Origin of the sequence: Flavobacterium jejuense (assembly GCF_006491595.2) — a bacterium.
GTDB classification, from domain to species: Bacteria; Bacteroidota; Bacteroidia; order Flavobacteriales; family Flavobacteriaceae; genus Flavobacterium; species Flavobacterium jejuense.
This window is the reverse complement of sequence record NZ_VEVQ02000023.1, coordinates 1-17,179: the sequence shown is the minus strand read 5'-3', so window position 1 is coordinate 17,179 and position 17,179 is coordinate 1. Positions and strand designations below refer to the sequence as shown.

The window sequence follows — 17,179 nt, the reverse complement described above, 5'->3', positions numbered from 1 at the left end:
ATTTGTTATGGTTGTATTCTCAGTCACTTTTTTAACTACTTTTTGTCCAGTAGCAGTGTAAATGTACTCAATATTTCCATTTGTTCCAAAATCTATCTTTGTTGGCAAATTCAAATGATTGTATTGTATAGTAGTAATCCCTTTATTGTCATCTTTGGTCATGTTTCCATTAGCATCATACAAATAATCATTACCATTAAAATCGGTAGTACCATCACCATCGTCTTTAAAGCCTTGTGGACTAGGTTCATCATCAAAGACTTTGACTAATTGATTTTTGTTATCAGTATCGTAAGTATAAATCAAATCATCAATAGGATTAGGAAAACCTGAGTTGTTCATTCCTCCATTTCTTTTCAATGTTTTAATGTTACCGTTTTTGTCGTATGATAAGTTTTCATCATAAGCGTTACTGTCATTTTCAGTAAGTTCGGGTTTTAAATATGAAGCATCTGTTAACCTGTTTAAATCATCATAACTGTAATTGTATTTTCTAATCGCTAAATTATCGCTTGCAGATTTCCAATAGGTTGATGATATATTTCCGTTGTATAATGGATTAGGTGCAATATCGTTTGACCCTATGGCTTGAAATTCGTTATAATTGATCTTAAAAGCAAACAAATCGGTACCTATGTTTTCTACATCATTAATGGCTTTTAACCAACCTCTTATGTTGTAACTGTAATCTACCGTTTGTAAACCAGTTGCTCCTGTAGCATCTGTTCCTCCTACGTTTTTACTAATTAATTGTCCTAGTTCTTCATAGGTGTTTTTAGTTATCACTAACTCTGATACACGAGGTCGACTTTTTTATCATTTTCTTCGTTTTAAGACATTATATAACACAAAAAGGAACGCCATTTTACGTTCCTTTTCTATCTATTTTTTTAATTTCAATTTAATTTTCAATTGGTTAGCTTCTGTGAAAATAGCTATCACTAACTCTGTAACATTACCACTCTGCAACATTACCTAAAACAATAAAAGCACCCTTTTTTACAAGAGTGCTTTTTGCTTTTTTATTTTACCTCAAAGACAGGAGTCTTTGCGGAGCTGGGTTATCGGATAATCTTCATTAATTTTCATTTTAAAATTTGAATAATTGTTTAAATTATTTAAAATAGTTTCTGTTCTATACTTTGGAACAAGTTGATTATTCACAAACATGATTACATCGTCTAAACTACTACCAAATTTTTCACAATTAATAAAATTAAAATAATATACTTTATTCTTTTTAACAATAAAAATATTACTATAAGCAATAGAAGAAAAAACGGGCATTACATGATAAATGTGATTTTCAATAATATCAATATCTCTTTCATAATTTAAACTATTATTAATTGTATCTGTTAAATCAAAAATCGAATATCCATATAAAACTTTACCTTCAATCCTATGAAAACCTTTTAAATTATATTCTTTTATTTCTGGAATATCATTGTTTAAATGATTTTCTACAATATCTAAGACATTTAAATCATTCATTTTTTGAGGTTTACATGATATTTGTAAAAACAATAAAAAAAAACTAAATATTACACACTTTTTCATTTTTTATCTTTGTCTAAAAGTTCTGATTTGTTTATGTACTTCTGCTTGAATCAAATAAGCTGGAGCTTCAACGTTATAATTGTTTTGAATATTATTTGATCTATCTACCACAGCTTTTATTGTTTGTTGGTTTTGATTATGATCAATTTCATGTGATACTGTACCGGAAATTGCGTTTGAAACAGAAACATTTCTATCATAAACAATCGTTTTAGCAGCTACGCTAAATGGTAAATTTTTTCCATCTTCTATAAAAGTCTTTTCAAAAACAGTTATTGTTGCTTCCTTGTAAACTAAATTACCATTTGAATCAGTTAAAACATCAGGCATGCCATCAAACTTTTGTTCTTTACTATCCCAATTTAAAGCTCGACCACCAGAATCATGAGGTTGATGCAAACCAAATAATGTTTCATTACCAACTCCGGTATTCTCAGTATCATATACCAAGTTTACTTTACCTTCACTATTTACAATTTTATGGAATTGCTCAATTGATTTTTCACTTGTTTCACTATTTATATGATCAATAATTTTTTTTGTATCATTAGTAGCATTTTCACTGACTAATATTTTTCCATCTTTCACTTCAGTTGTTATTGCTTTACCGTCTGAACCAGGAATCCATTCAGGAGCCATTCCATCAGGGTCAATAAAACTCATTGGATTATTAAAAGCATAATTGTAAGGAGAGTGTCTTCTCATTTGCTCTGCTAATGGGTCAATATTCATCCATCTTCCTAAAGCTGGGTCGTAATTCCTTGCACCGTAGTCGTACATGTTTAATCCCAGCTCCGTTTGCAGTTCTTTACCGTTGTATTTATAATTGTAATTAGGTTGTGAGTTATTAGCATTATACCCACTATGCTTTAATCCAAAAGGATAATAATGGTTTTCTTCTAAAATAGGACTGGTATAATAGTCTGTACAACGTACAATAGGAATACCTTTTCCTCCTGAGATAATTTCACACTCTACAATATGTTCATCTCCTAAAACACCATTTTTATCTATATCAGAATAACTGACTCTTACATTGCCTAAATGATCGGTGTAATTAAAAACATAACTATAAGCACCAGAGTTGTGTTTTACATATCCTTCCGCATGAGGAAAGAATTGTAAATCGCTGTTTTTATACTGAAATCCTCCAGCTAAATAATGCGTATTTGTTATGGTACTGTTTTCTGTCACTTTTTTAACTACTTTTTGTCCTGTATCAGTGTAAAGATATTCAATTGTATGCTTTTAAAAAATAATTTTTATTACAAAAAAAAGCTATCACTAATTCTGAAACATAAGGTCAACTTTTTTATCATTTTCTTCGTTTTAAAACATTATATAATACAGAAAGGAACGCAATATGGCGTTCCTTTCTTATACATTTTTAATATTATTTTTTAATTTCCAACAGGTTAGCTTCTGTAAAAATGTCTATCACTAACTCTGAAACATTACCCAATTTAATTTTCAATTGGTTAGCTTCTGTGAAAATAGCTATCACTAACTCTGTAACATTACCATTTTTAATTGGTTAGCTTCTGTGAAAACAGCTATTACTAACTCTGTGACATTACCACTCTGAAACGTTTCCCTATCTGGTAACCTTTTTCATATTACCTTATTTAATCAAATCGTATAGTATAGTTTTTTTATCAAGGTTTAAAAGCATATCAGAATTTTCAAAAACAATAGATCTATTTTGAAAATAAAAAAGACGACTATTTAATTTTATTAAATTGTAACTAAATCTTAAATGATTTTTGTCAATTTCTAAATTTTGTTGTTCTTCATTAGTAAAATTAAAAAGCAATAAGTTGGTGTCTGTTAGAATAACAATATTATCATTTTCTAAATCGAAAAAATTAGAAAACTCATTTTTTAAATCAAAAAGTTTTTCATTATTCTTTATATTATAAAATACATATGAATCTTTTTTGTAAAAATAGTTGTAATCACCTTCTAACTTTAGTTCATTTATTGAATTTGGCCTTAAAATTTTATGAGATAATACTTCGTCTAAATATTTAGAGTTTTGACCTTTAATTATGTCTAGATATTTCTTATTTGAATCATTGACTTTAGAAGGGTTATCAATACAAAATTCTAATACTTTAATGCATTCTTCTACTGAAAAAAAATTATTTACAAAAACCAAAGTTAAAGTGTCATTTTTTTTTGATTTAGTTATACTGTTAATTGTTTTTTGCTGATAAAAGTCTTCAAAAAAATATAAATCTATAATGTATTTGGGCTTATTTTTTATTGTTACATAAATGTCAAAATATTGAGCAATTATTAAACCTGTATTGATTTTTTCACTCACCTCATTAACGGTAACGTTAACTAATACGTTGCCGTATTTCCTTTTAAAAGTTTTAGTCGTATGCGCAAAAGAAATATTAAAGGTGATAAATAAAATAAATATTAAATTTCTAATTCTCATAATTATTGTTTTTTTTGTTCTGTAACTTTTTTCTCATGATCTACTGGAAGTACATCAGGTTTTTTCTTAGGGTTAGGTGAGTTATTATTAACTCTTAATGGCGAATTAGTATCGCTAACACTAGTTCTGGATAAATCAATATGGGTTTCATCAACTGATCTTCCATTAACAACTTTTGATTTAATAACTAAACCACTAGGAGTAAATGTATATGAATACATAAAATTTTCATAAGATTTTGCATACTCTTCAGTTTTAACACCATCATTCCCACTAGGGTTATTATCTCCATCTATTATCTCATATAATTTATCAAAATTAAAAACAACCTGATTAATTTTGCCAAACTGTTTAATTGGCATATTGGTTTCTCTATCGAACATAAAAATACTTTGATAAGCATTACCGTGTGTATGTGCCATAGCAACAAAACCTGGTATTGCATAATCAGGAATATCATTTGAGTTCTCAATTTTAAGACCATCTTTCATTCCAATAACTGGAGTTGTATATGCATATCTATAAACCCCTTGACTAACTTCAACTTTATAAAAATTTGCTCCAATTTCTCTTTCCTTTAAAATAGAATAACCTGCATATTGTTCTCCAAAATTAGCTACAGATGAACTTAAATCATCAAATAACACATGTGGTTCTAAACCTTCAAGCTCTCTAGCATCAACAACACGATTTCCACTAAACACGTAAGGAGCCCATAAAGGATAGTCCTCAGTCAAAGGGTCTATTGACATAAAACGTCCTATTGCAGGATCATAATTTCTATATTTAAAGCTATCCCAATTTAAGCCCAGTTCCGTTTGGCGTTCTTGTCCTTGGTATTTATACTTGTAGCTAGGGTCAACGGGTGTACTTGGTAGAGGTCTCCTTAAGGCAATATCCCCACTTGATTTCTTAGTGTATAAATTAATATCACTATTATAATTAGTATGTTTTAAACCAAAAGCATAGTAATGATTTTCTTCTAGTATTTTTAAACTTTGTGTATCTGGATCAAAACCATAACTTACTCGAATGTTTCCTAGATGGTCTGTGTAATTAAAAACGTAATTATAGTTATTTACTCCTTGAGAATCGGTCACATTTACATAACCTTCTGCATGAGGAAAAAACTGTAATTTATTATTTTTATATTGAAAACCTCCTGACATATAATTGGTTGTGTCTGTTCCAAATCCTCCCTCGCAAGTAGAACAACTTGTTTTTACTATCTTATTTATTTTTCTTCCTGTAGCATCATAAATGTAGGAAATTACATTTGTTCTTGCAACTATTTTTATCAGTAAAAAAAGCTATCACTAACTCTGATACACGAGGTCGCCTTTTTTATCATTTTCTTCGTTTTAAGAACTTTAAACATAAAAAAAGATGAACTATATAGCTCATCTTTTTTACAATTATTTTTAATTTTTATTGATTATCAATTTATTAGACATTCAAATTGAACTCATCACTAACTTTGAAACATTACCCATAAAAAATAATAGAGTTAAATGATATTAGCTTCTTTTTTATTTAGAAAGATTATAAATTTCACTATTCAAACAAAATAAAAAATGTATAACATGTTATACATTTGCGCTATATATGGTACATTTCTTAAAACAACAAAACCACTCAATCGAGTGGTTTTCCAATTATTTTGTAAATATGAAAAATTATTTGTTAATCAGTATAAATTTCCATTATTTCACCTTCTCCTACTATCTCAATGCCTTCATCAAAAGTAAATTTCTTACCTACTTTAAAGTTACTACCTAAATAATCTTTATTAGAAAAATAAATAAACACATCATTAAATTCACCTGGCTTAAAGACATCTTGCTCTATCAAAACTATTTTACCAGATGTTTTAGACTCATTAATAAAATTAAATAAAGGTCTATAACCAGTTGTAAAACCAGTCTTCCTAACATCACTTTTTAATCTTATTTTTGCTTTAATTTTTATCATTTTTAATTTATCGGGCTAAAATTTAATGGACTAATTTTTCTTATGTTTTGAAGTTGTTCTGCTGGTATAGCAATTGCTGGCATACCATCAGCTGTAAAAGGAGTTGCATATTTCATAACTTTATTTGGAACCCCTACTTTTATTATAGTATTTGGAACTTTATCCCATGTATAATTTAACTGTCCAAATTTTGAAGCGTTCTCAGCACTAGTTGTAAATAGTTTACTTGTTTCATATCCTCCCGCTGTAGTTCTTAATCCATTAGACAAAGCATCCGTTAATTCAGCTCCAGATACAGCTCTAAATAAGCTAGTAGTCCCTGAAGCTTTGATAGTGCTTGATATTGTGCTCATTGTAGCATTTAATCCTTTAGCACCAAGAACCATACCAGCAATTTCACCAATAGCAGCTCCTCTTTCAAGACCATCACCGCTAACTAGATCAGTTGCTGTTTTCTCTAAATTTTGTGATACTGCTTGACTAGTCATGTAAGAATTAGTTCCCAATGCATTATCAACACCCATCATGGCAAAAGAATTTCCTTGAACTGCGCCTGCTATAGTAATATTCATTAAACTCGTTGCAGTTTGTTTAGGATTACTTATTGCAGTGCCGATTCCACTAACAAAATTTCCAACACCATTTGAAAAACCAATCATATGAGCTCCAAAACCATTTGGATTAATAGTTGCATCTGCTTGAAGCCAAGGATGAAGATTTAGTTCTTTACCCTCAAGCTCAGTTCCCATACCAATTTTGTTTTCAGAAAAAGCATATGGAGAATTGTAAGTATAATCTTCAGCCAAAGGATCAATACACATAAATCTACCAATAGCATAATCATAATTTCTATATTTATAGCTATCCCAATTTAAATCAAGTTCAGTTTGACGTTCTTGTCCTTGGTATTTATACTGGTATGTCATAGCACAAAAAAAAGACCGCTTTTTCGTTTTCTCAACTCCTCTTTTTCTACAAAAACAGGTTTACTCCTTGTAAGAACGTAGCCCAAAAATACTGTTTTTTTGTTTTGTATGTCTCTATTTTGTCATTATTTTTTTATCTTTTTTTTAACTTATTTTCTTACTTTTTTGGCACACAACTTGTTAATCCTTAATAAACAACAAGCTGTATGCAATCAAAACTACCTAGTATTATTAATCTTTAAATTCTATTATTATGAGTAAGCAAAAAGGGATTATCAAGTTGGTAGGTAACATTGGAGGAATGAGTTTTTATACTTCTAATGGTGAATATTTGGCTAGAACAGCTGGAGGACCTACAAAAGAAAGGATTGCAACGGGTGCAAACTTTGTCAGAACAAGAGAGAACAATGCCGAGTTTGGAGGTTCGGCAAAAGTGGGTAAAGCTTTTAGAACAGCTTTAAGTAGTGTGATTCAGACGATGGGAGGAAGTACGCTAACTGCTAGTTTAACACGCTTATTCAAGTCGATTAATGCTAAGGCTTCAGGAACAAGAGGGCAACGCCCTATTGCTCTGACTGCTAACAAAGCGCAAGCAAAAGGATTAGAACTTAACAACAAGATTAGTTTTACTTCGGTATTCAACGCACCGTACACGGTTACTACGGATGCTGACCGTGTGGAAGTGGTTTTTACGATTCCAAGTTTTATACCGATTAATTTTATTAATGCTCCTAGTGGTGCTACTGGTTTTCGTATTGCAGCTGCTGTTGGTTGGTTGTCTGATTATAGTTTTGATAGTAGCACACTAAGCTATGAGCCAGATGTTGCAGACCAAAATAGTATAGGGATAACCCAGTATAGTACCATTCAACCGATTAATAACACGGGTACAACTATCACTTTAACGGCTACTGCTCCTGGTGGATTAGTGCCTGAAGCTGGTGTAAGTGTTATCGCTTGTTTGGGTATTGAGTTCTATCAAAAAGTAGATAATGTGGATTATCTATTAGCACAAGGTAACGCTATGCGTATTGTAGAAGTTTTCTAAGGTTTAAAACACTTTTAATAACTATAAGGCTCTTTGTTCTCAAAGAGCTTTTTTTGTGCTTATATGGTTTTAAAATCATTATTTCAAGGATATTTTAACTTACTGATGTAGTTAACTTATCCTTTTTTTATCCATAGGAAAAAGTGGGCTCTAGTGGGCTTATGGTGGGCTTATCCTCGGGACATCCCCGAGACGTCTATAGCTAAAAGCTTATTTAAAATACTATAACTTTTTTGCTATTTCCGTAGCACCTTTAACTAAACCTTCTATTATGGCTTGATTAAAAGTCTTAGCCATTTCTAAAGCTTCATTTATTTCTTTTTCATTGTTTTCTTTCATCTTTTCATCAAAGATTTTTAAAGCCATTTTCCTTAACTTTTCCTCTCCAATTTGTCGTGCTTTTTCTCCTTGTTCTGGATGCTCTAAGATTTTTTTCACCATTCCATCAATCACAATATTTTTTTCTTTTAAGGCTTCTTCATCGTTTTCAATAATATTAACATTAGAAATTACTTTACCAATATTTATTTTTACATTCATAATCTTTTGTTTTTTACAAAGATATAGCAGAGCTATTTACTTTGCAATAGCATTTGCTAAAAGCAATTTTAATAAACTAAAAGCCGATTCTTTCTCTATTTTTAAAGCAATAATTAATAAAACTATCATAATGGTAAATTGCCACCATTTCATTTGTGAGTAAGGGATTTTGATATACTTTTTTTTGCTCATAATAATTAATGTTTATATATAAATATTCCGTTTTTTCTTAAAAGTTCATTTTTTTTCATTTTTATGTAACTTTTTTTCGTCAAGCAAGGTAAATAGTGGCTTTATAATAAAATAGGACAAGTTGCTTAAGCCCTTATTTATCTAGCTTTTGTCAAAGTTCAGGATATAGATTTTAATTCCATGTAACGTGAAAACTTAATAGTTTTAGTTTGGGTTTAATTTTTGGGTTAGATGTACTGTAAAACAAGAGTTTACAACTTGTTTGCATATTGCAACATGTTTGTATGTTTTTCGGTCTTAATTTCCGTTGTTAAGCCTTGTGGTTACTGACTTTTTTCACTCTTTCATCAATCGTTTTTTTATCTTGGTCAACCGTGGCAAGTATAGACTGTTTTTGCGATGTGGCTTTTGGTTGACTGAGTAGGTTCCGAAGGGGGTTCGTTTTAAAAGGTGATGATTTAAAGCTTTGGGCGAAGAAAGGGCAATCATCGGCTTTTAAAATGATTAGGCTCACGCCGATTGAGTGCATAATCTACTTCCTTTTTTCAATTTTTGTGTAAAAAAGCAAGCAAAGAAAGACGGCAACCACTGTAGCTGGCTTTTTTGTGAAGGTTTTTTATGCAAAGAATTGAAAATGAAAATACTGTTCCTATTATCGGGTGGGCGCGTTGGATGAGGGGCTATTTTACATAGTGTGCTTATGGTTTCGAGGCGAAGCGTACCCAAAGGGCTTGAACCATAAGAGCACATTATGTAAAGATAGCTTGGGGGCGTTTTTTGGGGTGCGCTTGTTTATAGCGTTGGGTGTAAGGCTCTTTATTGTGGCCTATTTTATGTGCGATGGGTTTGGGAGAATAAAATGGCTACAATAAAGTGCCTTACTTGGGGTGAACAAGGGCATAGCGTTGGGTGTAAAACGCAGGAGTTAGGGAAGTCAGGACTGGGTGGGCGCAAAAACTTTAGCGAAGCGTTCCTATTTTCTATTTATCATCAGGACGTCGCATAGTAACTACGTCCTCCCACATACCGCATTACGGTTACTTTTTCAAGTTAATTTATTGATAATAAATACTTTGTATAGATTTTAGTCAATATGTTAAAAAGTGTTAAAATTGAGTGTTTTTTTAGGGTTGATTTTAGCTATTCTACCCGAAGCGCTTCTGTTTTTTTATTATATTTGTCTTATGGATATAGGTAATGCAATAGGATTAATTTCTTCTGTCTTAGGAATTTTATCATTCTTTGGGATTGGCATTTCTATAACTGACCTATTAAAAAAAAACCTTTTTTTAAGCGCACCTCCACTTCCATATGGGCTTGACGAGGGTTTGAAAGATGAAGAAAAAATATTTTTATATTGATTTTTTCAATATGACTTAGTCATTTATTGGTTTTTTACATATTTTTTCACTCTCTTTTATTTAAACTATTTTTATAATTATCCTATTGGGTGGAAGCTGTCAATCTCTTTTTGTAAATCGTCTATGTCGTTGATTAAATACATCTCTGTGGATATGATTCGTTTGTGTCCTGCAAAGTATTGTACTTGTCTTAGGTTGTAGTTTTTTAGCCAGTAGGTTATGACTGATGCGCGAACTTGTAGGAAGTTGATAAACTTTGGATTCTGTTCTTTTAGTTCTTCGGTTAAGCGTTTAAAGATATTGAGTATGCCTGCTTCTTTCACTTGTGTTTGTCCTGATGCTGGTGTGCTTAAAAATAAGTATTTGCTTGGCTCTTTGTAGTATTTTAGTAGTTCGTTTCTTGTGGTGTATTGGTATTCCATAATATCCATTATTTGATTGGATTTTAGCTCTAGTGTTCGGTCTTTGCCTATTCTTCCGCCTCTTATGTCTATCGTTCCTTTTCGTAGGTCTAGATCATCTGTTATGATTCTGCTTACTTCTGCTGTGGTTATACCTTGATTAAAGAGTAATCCGATTATTACTTTGTTTCTTTCTTTGCTTAGTTTATAGTTTGTAAACCAGTTGTGATGGCTTCGTTTATCGTCTTGTTTTGGTACTTCGTAATTTTCGTAAATGTTTTGTAGTTCTTGTGGTGATAGTATAGGGTAGAGTTTTTGTTTTTGCCCTCCTTGTAGTTTTATTCTGTTGGCTGGATTCTCTTTTCTGTTGTTTGTTTCTATTTGGAAGTTGAAGAAGTGTTTTAATGCGGATAGCCTTAGTTTTCTTGTTTCTGTACTTATTCCTTGTTTTTGTAAATGTGCTAAGTATAGCATGATTTCTTTTTCTGTACAGTTTTCTATTTGGGTGTTGTCTTTATCTAAAAAGCTAATAAAATTCATAGTTTGATACTGGTACATTTTGGCTGTAGTTTTGCTTAGCTCTTGTCGTTTTAGGTATGTTTTAAAGTCCATCTTTTGAATGATTAGTAAATAGTGATTAATCCTTATTCTTTTTGCTCTTCTAGTAAGTGTGTGTATATCTGTGTAGTTTCTAGACTGCTGTGTCCTAAAAAGCGTTGTACTTTTTGTATGTCCATTCCGTTGGCTAATAAGTGTGTGGCTATGCTATGTCTTAGACTGTGTAGTGTGATTGTTTTTTCTTTTAGTTTTATGTTGTCGCTTTGATCTATAATATTTCTTAGTCTTACGCCTAATGTTCCTCCTGTGAGTGGTTTGCCGTAACGGTTGATAAATAGCTTGTGTTCTGCTTTGTCTTTTACTAGTATGGTTCTGTATTCATAAACCCAATCTTGTAATGTTTTGGCTGTTGTTTTGTTAAATGGGATTAGTCTTTGTTTGCTGTTCTTGCCTTTTTTTACGTGCAATACTCTTGTGTCAAAATTAATGTCGTCAACGCTTATGTTTATACCTTCTGTTCTTCTAAGACCACAACCGTAGTAGATGGTTAATAACACTTTATCTTGATAATTTAGTGCTTCTTGTTTTCGGGTATTGGTTTGTTGATTCTCTACAATTTCATAGAGTTCTTTGATTTCTTCTATGGTTAGTATTTCTCTTTCTAGTGTTTCTTTTTTTAATCGTTTTAGGTTGATTTCTGGTAGGTTTTGTGTGCCTTTGTGGTGCAGGAACTCGAAGAACTTTTCTAATGCCCAAAAGTGATGGTTTATGTAATTACTGCTTAATGCACCGCCTTGTCTCTCGCTTGCTCTGCTGATTAAATACGTGTAGTATTCTTTTATGACCTGATGGGTAATTTGATTGATTTGTTTGATGCTTTTTTGCTCTAGGTAATGTAAAAACTCTCGTACTGCATTGGGTAAAGTATAAACGGTTCTTTCTGCAAAGCCTAGTATGTCTAACCACTCTTTAAAAGCGTTTTCTAAATAGTTGTAACTGGTTGATTGTAGGTGTAGTTTTTTCATGGATTTAGTAACTAGTAAATAGTGATTAGTGATTAGTTTTTTTGGTCGTCATATCCTTTTGGTTGTTCACTCGTTCGGTTGTAGTTTTTCCTTTGTGGATTTGGGTTTAACCGACCTAATTTGGGTTTTGGTTCGGTCTTGGTCAATCGCTCGGTTCTCGATGTTTGCTATTACTGTTTTTAATATGGTATCTATCTTGTTTTCAAGGGCTTTGTATTCTTTTTCGCTTACTAATCTATAGTTGTAGGTTTGTGTTTCTTTGTCGTGTATTTTGGTTATTATTCCTGCATCTAACCATGTGTTTAAGTGGTATTGTGCGGTACTTTTTGCGATTCTTAGTGTAGTTCTTAGTTGCGCATTGGTAAATAATTCCGTCTTATTTTTGAGTATGGTTTTAAAGGCTTCTAATTGGTTTCTGCTTCTTCCTGTGAGTGTGTCGGCTTTTCTTATTAGGACTTCTTTTATTAATTCATTTGCGTTTTTAATGTCTTCTATGGTGGTTTCTATGTACTCTTCTCCTGTTGTTTCATCATATTTTAACTCTCTTTGGAACTGGTGATAATAGGTTATGAGTTCTATAAACTGTAAATAGTGTGCGTTTGTTCTTCTTGGTTTTAATACTTCGTTTGGTAGTTCTAACACTTCTGCAAAAGGGTTTATTACTTTGATGGGTTTTAATAAATATTGTGAGTTTTGGAGACATTGTCTCGCTTTTATTTCCTCTTCTATGTTTAATTTGCCTGCGGAGGCTCTCCGCTGGTAATTCATAATTCTTTGGTCTTGCTCTATACTTTCATCTAGGTAAATTAAAAAGCTTCTGTTTGCATTGTCTTCGTAAATGGTTTCTTTAGTGGTACACCCAGCTACACATACAGGACCTTCAACGGTTATGTTTTGTGATTTGGTTTCTCCTTTGGTGTTTTTAAAAGCTACGGTTTTACTAATTCTCTTTTTAGATTGTAGTTCTCTTATGGGATAAAGTGCGCTTTCTGCTCCGTCTAAATCTTCTATTAAAATGAGTTTGTGTTTTAGTTCTTGTTGCCCGAAGTAATAAAATGCGTTTTCTGATAAGGTTGTGATTTCTACTTTTTCTTCGTCCGGGATTAAGTTTCCTATTGATTCCTGTAAGTGTGTTTTTCCTGTTCCACTGCTTCCTAAACTGATAATGTGTAATGGCTGTTCTCTTTTTCTACTGCTAAAAATTAAGTACATAATTAGCCTGTTTGTTTCTTCTCCTATAATGCCACTTTTGCCTATTAAGTCGTTTGTTACCGTTAAAAGATTCTCCGATTGTAAGAGTTGTAGTGCTTCTTGTTTTTCTTTCTCTGTAAGTTGTTTGGTTTCTATTTGTTTGTGGGTATTTTCTAATTCTTGTAGTCTGTATTTTTCCAGTTCTTCTATAAGTTCGTTTATACTCGCTTCGATTACACTTGTTCCTATTTCTAGTTTGGTTGCTGTTTTTCTGATTAGTTTCTCAACTTGGGTGTCGTTGTAGAGATCTAAATTATGACGTACTGCTAGGCTCTCTATCTCTGTTGCTTGTATTTTGAGTGTTACGCGCATTCTATCCAATCCATCTAACCTAATACCGCCTAATACTGTTATTTTGATTAGTTTGTTGTGATAGTCTAATTGGTTTGGGTTTTGGGTGTTTAGATTGTTCATAAGTTTCTAGTTGTTCATATTTGCATCAAAAGTATTAAATCTAAATCTTTTTACAAAGTCTTATTTTGGTTTTTTGTTTCATTTATGAACAGTATATTTGCATAAATAGTTTAAATAAGCATCATTTATAGTGTTATGAGTACATTTGGCAAGCGTTTAAGAGATTGTAGAAAAGAAAAAGGATTATCTCAAAATGAGGTAGCCAAAATTTTAAGTACCAATCATTCTGTTATTGGTAAGTATGAGCGTGATGATGTAAAACCCTCAATTGATGTCGCTAAAAAACTAGCTGACTTATTAAATACTACTGTTGCCTATTTGGTTGGAGAGACACAGGATAACGAACTACTAAAAGATACTGATATGCTTAAACGTTTAAAAGACATAAACGATTTACCTGAACAAGACAAGCAAGCCATTCTTTATAATCTCGATGCTTTATTAAGAGACGCTAAAACTAGATTAGCCTATAAATTATAATTTTAAATATTTATTATATGGTAACAGAGTTTTTTAACACAGTAGTTTTTTATTTTATGATGATGATAGGTTTAATAAGCATAATTAAACATCTTGAATATGGACGTGATAAACTTCTTATTTTACATCGATTTCTAAAAAAACATAGCGATAAAATCTTTAAACTTTTGTACAGTAAAAACACTAATATTGTAGTATATATTTATCATCTATTAAGTGCTGCATTCTTTGTGTTTGTAAGTGTATATGGTTGTTTCACAATCTTTGCAAAATATAGTACGTTTTCGAGTATGTTTTTCTATAAAATGAGTGCGTTATTATTTTTCACAGTAATAACACAAGGCTATCTTTACTATCAAAATTCAACTTATTCAAAAGATAGATCTAAGTACTTAGAAGCTTAAGTAATAAATATTTATACAAAATAGCAATATTGTATTTACAACAAAACCACTCAATTGAGTGGTTTATTTTTTGAGTTAATTCCTAATCATTTGGCTTATGCTTGTGTGGTTTTAAATCAGGATGCTTTGGTTTTGTTTCTGGGTTAACTCGTCTTCTTTGGTCTTCTTTTCCGTCCTCTCTTTTTGGTTTTGGACCAGGTTTAATTGCTTTAATGTTTTCCATAATAAGGGTTTTTGATTAATTAATAAATACTTTCTTTAGCTTTTTTAATTGCTATACTTTTAACAACAAATAACTTTAATTAGTTCTACATTTCCTTACGGTAAACCGTAGTCCTAAATATAAACTTTGATTTCCTGTTTGTCAATACGTATTTATACTGATTTTTAACCCTTTTTTATACGTGTAAATACGTACTTAAACCTTATTTTATCTAAAAGTCATCTTTTTGAACATAAAAAAACCACTTCATTATAAAGTGGTTTTTGCTTTTTATTTATAGCTCAAAGTGATAATACTTTGTTCAACTCAAACATGTTTTTTAATAATTAATTTTTTTCCATATTACAGGTGATAGTTCATCTTTATCAACTATTGATCTTATCTTATTTTTGTTTTTTAAACTAAACACTAATTTTTGTTTTTTATCATTAGGAATAATTGTTAAGAAGCCATCTACTATATTCCATATACCTTCTTCAATTTCTATTTTAAGCAAAATATTCTTCTTTGCCATTTTTTTTGAGGAATAAGTTTGAAAAATCAACTTATATGTATTATTCTCGTTTAGAGTTAAAACATTAACATTATAACCCCCAAATATTGGACTCTCAATTATTTTTTCTGATCTATATAAAGTTTTCTTATTAATCTGTGCCCCAGAATAATTAAAAAATACTATTAATAGCATTACTAATCCTTTTTTTATATTTATGGTATCCATTTATTTTTTATAGCTTTTTTTGAATAAATAAATTATTAGTTCCTGGATTATTTATCATATTTCTTACAGCTTTTCTTTGAGCGCCTGGGCTATTATAATCAAGAGTATTTCCAAAATAAATCCTATTATCATATCCATCTCCATAATGTAATCTTTCAGATAAACCTCTTTGTCTTCTAAATCCATTGGTTATTTCTACTGCAGATCCCATTGTAAATCTTCCGCCATCAGCACCAGCACCTTTGCCTTGCTTGTAATGACCAAAATATTCATGCTCAAATATACGTGCCATATTGAATGACCTATGATTTAATAATGAACTATATGTTACACTATTATCATCTCCATTAGAGTTAAAGGAGGCTAGATTAACTTGCACCCATCCTGCTGAAAATGAACCGAGACCAACATTACCACTGCCATCCCTATTTCTTCTATTATAACCAAATTCGATTCTACCATGTTTATCACTTTCGTTTCCACTATTAGTATCTGTTAATGCTTCTACAAGAGCGCTTGTAGCATCGTCAGACTGAGATAATTCAGAATCTACAGACCCTACAAAATACAACATATTAGTTTTTGAATTATATCCAACTTCAATACCAAATTCATCATTAAACATTTTTTGAACTGCTTTAGGAATCAAATCATTCCTATTTCCTTCTCTATCAAAAAAAACAGTGTAAATACTATCTCCTTTTATTTCCCTAAAAGCTATTGGGTTATTTGTTATATAACCATAAGGTGATACATCTGCATATTTTTCACTAAACCTATCCATTTTATTAAAACGTCCTATTGCAGGGTCATAATCTCTCCATTGATAAGCGTATGTATTCTTTCCTAACTCTGTTTCTAACTCTTGTCCTTGGTATTTATACTGGTAATTAGGTTGTGAATTATTAGAATTATATCCTTCCTGTTTTAATCCAAAAGGATAATAATGGTTTTCTTCTAAAATAGGACTAGTATAATAGTCTGTACAACGTTCAATAGGAATACCTTTTCCTCCTGAGATAATTTCACACTCTACAATATGTTCATCTCCTAAAACACCATTTTTATCTATATCAGAATAGCTCACTCTTACATTACCTAAATGATCGGTGTAATTAAACACATAACTATAAGCACCAGAGTTGTATTTCACATAGCCTTCCGCATGTGGAAAGAATTGTAAATCGCTGTTTTTATACTGGAAACCTCCAGCTAAATAATGCGTATTTGTTATGGTTGTATTCTCAGTCACTTTTTTAACTACTTTTTGTCCAGTAGCAGTGTAAATGTACTCAATATTTCCATTTGTTCCAAAATCTATCTTTGTTGGCAAATTGAGGTGGTTGTATTCAATACCAGTAATTCCTTTGTTTTGATCTCTAGTCATGTTTCCATTATCATCATACTCGTATTCAATGGCTGTATTGATTCCATCATTAAAACCTTGTGGTGAAGTGGTGCTATCATCAACCTTTACTAATAGATTTAGATTATCATTGTCATAATTATATACTAAATCATCAATAGGATTAGGAAAACCTGAGTTGTTCATTCCTCCATTTCTTTTCAATGTTTTAATGTTACCGTTTTTGTCGTATGATAAGTTTTCATCATAAGCGTTACTGTCATTTTCAGTAAGTTCGGGTTTTAAATATGAA

At 31.1% G+C, this 17,179-nt stretch carries 17 protein-coding genes and 1 pseudogene; 3 read left to right on the top strand and 15 right to left on the bottom strand.

The window, feature by feature from the left end; all coding sequences use genetic code 11:
- The 7 genes and pseudogenes from FIA58_RS20635 to FIA58_RS20605 all read right to left on the bottom strand — a co-directional run.
- Window positions 1–786, bottom strand: a pseudogene (locus FIA58_RS20635) (hypothetical protein); the annotation flags it as partial.
- A 246-nt stretch (window positions 787–1,032) separates the two neighbouring features.
- Window positions 1,033–1,494 carry a hypothetical protein gene (locus FIA58_RS20630; protein WP_140964594.1) on the bottom strand — a complete coding sequence of 154 codons (462 nt, stop codon included), beginning with the start codon at window positions 1,492–1,494 and terminating at the stop codon, window positions 1,033–1,035.
- A gap of 69 nt (window positions 1,495–1,563) precedes the next feature.
- Window positions 1,564–2,754 (bottom strand): RHS repeat domain-containing protein, encoded by a 1,191-nt coding sequence (locus FIA58_RS21760; RefSeq protein WP_317167939.1) that lies wholly within the window; start codon window positions 2,752–2,754, stop codon window positions 1,564–1,566.
- Between the two features lie 427 nt (window positions 2,755–3,181).
- A complete protein-coding gene (locus tag FIA58_RS20620) occupies window positions 3,182–4,006 on the bottom strand; it encodes a hypothetical protein (protein ID WP_140964592.1) in 825 nt (274 codons plus the stop codon).
- Window positions 4,007–4,008: 2 nt separating this feature from the next.
- The gene (locus tag FIA58_RS20615) at window positions 4,009–5,175 is read right to left on the bottom strand and encodes an RHS repeat domain-containing protein (RefSeq protein ID WP_140964591.1); all 1,167 of its coding nucleotides are present in this window, start codon (window positions 5,173–5,175) and stop codon (window positions 4,009–4,011) included.
- Between the two features lie 514 nt (window positions 5,176–5,689).
- On the bottom strand, window positions 5,690–5,977 hold the full coding sequence (locus FIA58_RS20610; RefSeq protein WP_140964590.1) for a hypothetical protein: 288 nt from the start codon (window positions 5,975–5,977) through the stop codon (window positions 5,690–5,692).
- Between the two features lie 2 nt (window positions 5,978–5,979).
- On the bottom strand, window positions 5,980–6,903 hold the full coding sequence (locus tag FIA58_RS20605; RefSeq protein WP_140964589.1) for an RHS repeat-associated core domain-containing protein: 924 nt from the start codon (window positions 6,901–6,903) through the stop codon (window positions 5,980–5,982).
- 253 nt (window positions 6,904–7,156) lie between these two features.
- On the opposite strand from FIA58_RS20605, the gene FIA58_RS20600 reads away from it, so the two are divergent.
- Window positions 7,157–7,951: a hypothetical protein gene (locus FIA58_RS20600; protein ID WP_140964588.1), complete on the top strand. Its 795-nt coding sequence runs from the start codon at window positions 7,157–7,159 to the stop codon at window positions 7,949–7,951.
- 222 nt (window positions 7,952–8,173) lie between these two features.
- On the opposite strand, the gene FIA58_RS20595 is transcribed toward FIA58_RS20600, so the two are convergent.
- Both FIA58_RS20595 and FIA58_RS20590 read right to left on the bottom strand, forming a co-directional pair.
- Window positions 8,174–8,491, bottom strand: a complete 318-nt coding sequence (locus FIA58_RS20595) for a hypothetical protein (RefSeq protein WP_140964587.1) — start codon at window positions 8,489–8,491, stop codon at window positions 8,174–8,176.
- A 36-nt stretch (window positions 8,492–8,527) separates the two neighbouring features.
- Entirely contained in the window at window positions 8,528–8,683 is a 156-nt protein-coding gene (locus FIA58_RS20590) for a hypothetical protein (RefSeq protein WP_165928970.1), read from the bottom strand.
- A 1,112-nt stretch (window positions 8,684–9,795) separates the two neighbouring features.
- Here FIA58_RS20590 and FIA58_RS20585 point away from each other — a divergent pair.
- Window positions 9,796–10,044, top strand: coding sequence for a hypothetical protein (locus FIA58_RS20585; RefSeq protein WP_140964586.1), 249 nt, complete (start codon window positions 9,796–9,798; stop codon window positions 10,042–10,044).
- 77 nt (window positions 10,045–10,121) lie between these two features.
- Here FIA58_RS20585 and FIA58_RS20580 read toward each other — a convergent pair whose 3' ends face one another.
- The 3 genes from FIA58_RS20580 to FIA58_RS20570 all read right to left on the bottom strand — a co-directional run bounded on the left by FIA58_RS20580 (window position 10,122) and on the right by FIA58_RS20570 (window position 13,693).
- The gene (locus tag FIA58_RS20580; protein ID WP_140964585.1) at window positions 10,122–11,057 is read right to left on the bottom strand and encodes a tyrosine-type recombinase/integrase; all 936 of its coding nucleotides are present in this window, start codon (window positions 11,055–11,057) and stop codon (window positions 10,122–10,124) included.
- A gap of 32 nt (window positions 11,058–11,089) precedes the next feature.
- Window positions 11,090–12,028: a tyrosine-type recombinase/integrase gene (locus tag FIA58_RS20575; protein ID WP_140964584.1), complete on the bottom strand. Its 939-nt coding sequence runs from the start codon at window positions 12,026–12,028 to the stop codon at window positions 11,090–11,092.
- A 66-nt stretch (window positions 12,029–12,094) separates the two neighbouring features.
- Window positions 12,095–13,693, bottom strand: coding sequence for a hypothetical protein (locus FIA58_RS20570; protein WP_140964583.1), 1,599 nt, complete (start codon window positions 13,691–13,693; stop codon window positions 12,095–12,097).
- Window positions 13,694–13,828: 135 nt separating this feature from the next.
- Between FIA58_RS20570 and FIA58_RS20565 the strand changes: the two genes are divergently transcribed.
- A complete protein-coding gene (locus FIA58_RS20565) occupies window positions 13,829–14,173 on the top strand; it encodes a helix-turn-helix domain-containing protein (RefSeq protein WP_140964582.1) in 345 nt (114 codons plus the stop codon).
- A gap of 486 nt (window positions 14,174–14,659) precedes the next feature.
- Here FIA58_RS20565 and FIA58_RS20560 read toward each other — a convergent pair whose 3' ends face one another.
- From FIA58_RS20560 to FIA58_RS20550, 3 genes are all read right to left on the bottom strand, one after another.
- Window positions 14,660–14,800, bottom strand: coding sequence for a hypothetical protein (locus FIA58_RS20560; protein ID WP_165928969.1), 141 nt, complete (start codon window positions 14,798–14,800; stop codon window positions 14,660–14,662).
- Window positions 14,801–15,119: 319 nt separating this feature from the next.
- The gene (locus FIA58_RS20555; protein ID WP_140964581.1) at window positions 15,120–15,521 is read right to left on the bottom strand and encodes a hypothetical protein; all 402 of its coding nucleotides are present in this window, start codon (window positions 15,519–15,521) and stop codon (window positions 15,120–15,122) included.
- Between the two features lie 7 nt (window positions 15,522–15,528).
- Window positions 15,529–17,179: RHS repeat domain-containing protein (locus FIA58_RS20550; RefSeq protein WP_317167938.1), on the bottom strand; the 1,651-nt coding region annotated here is incomplete at its 5' end.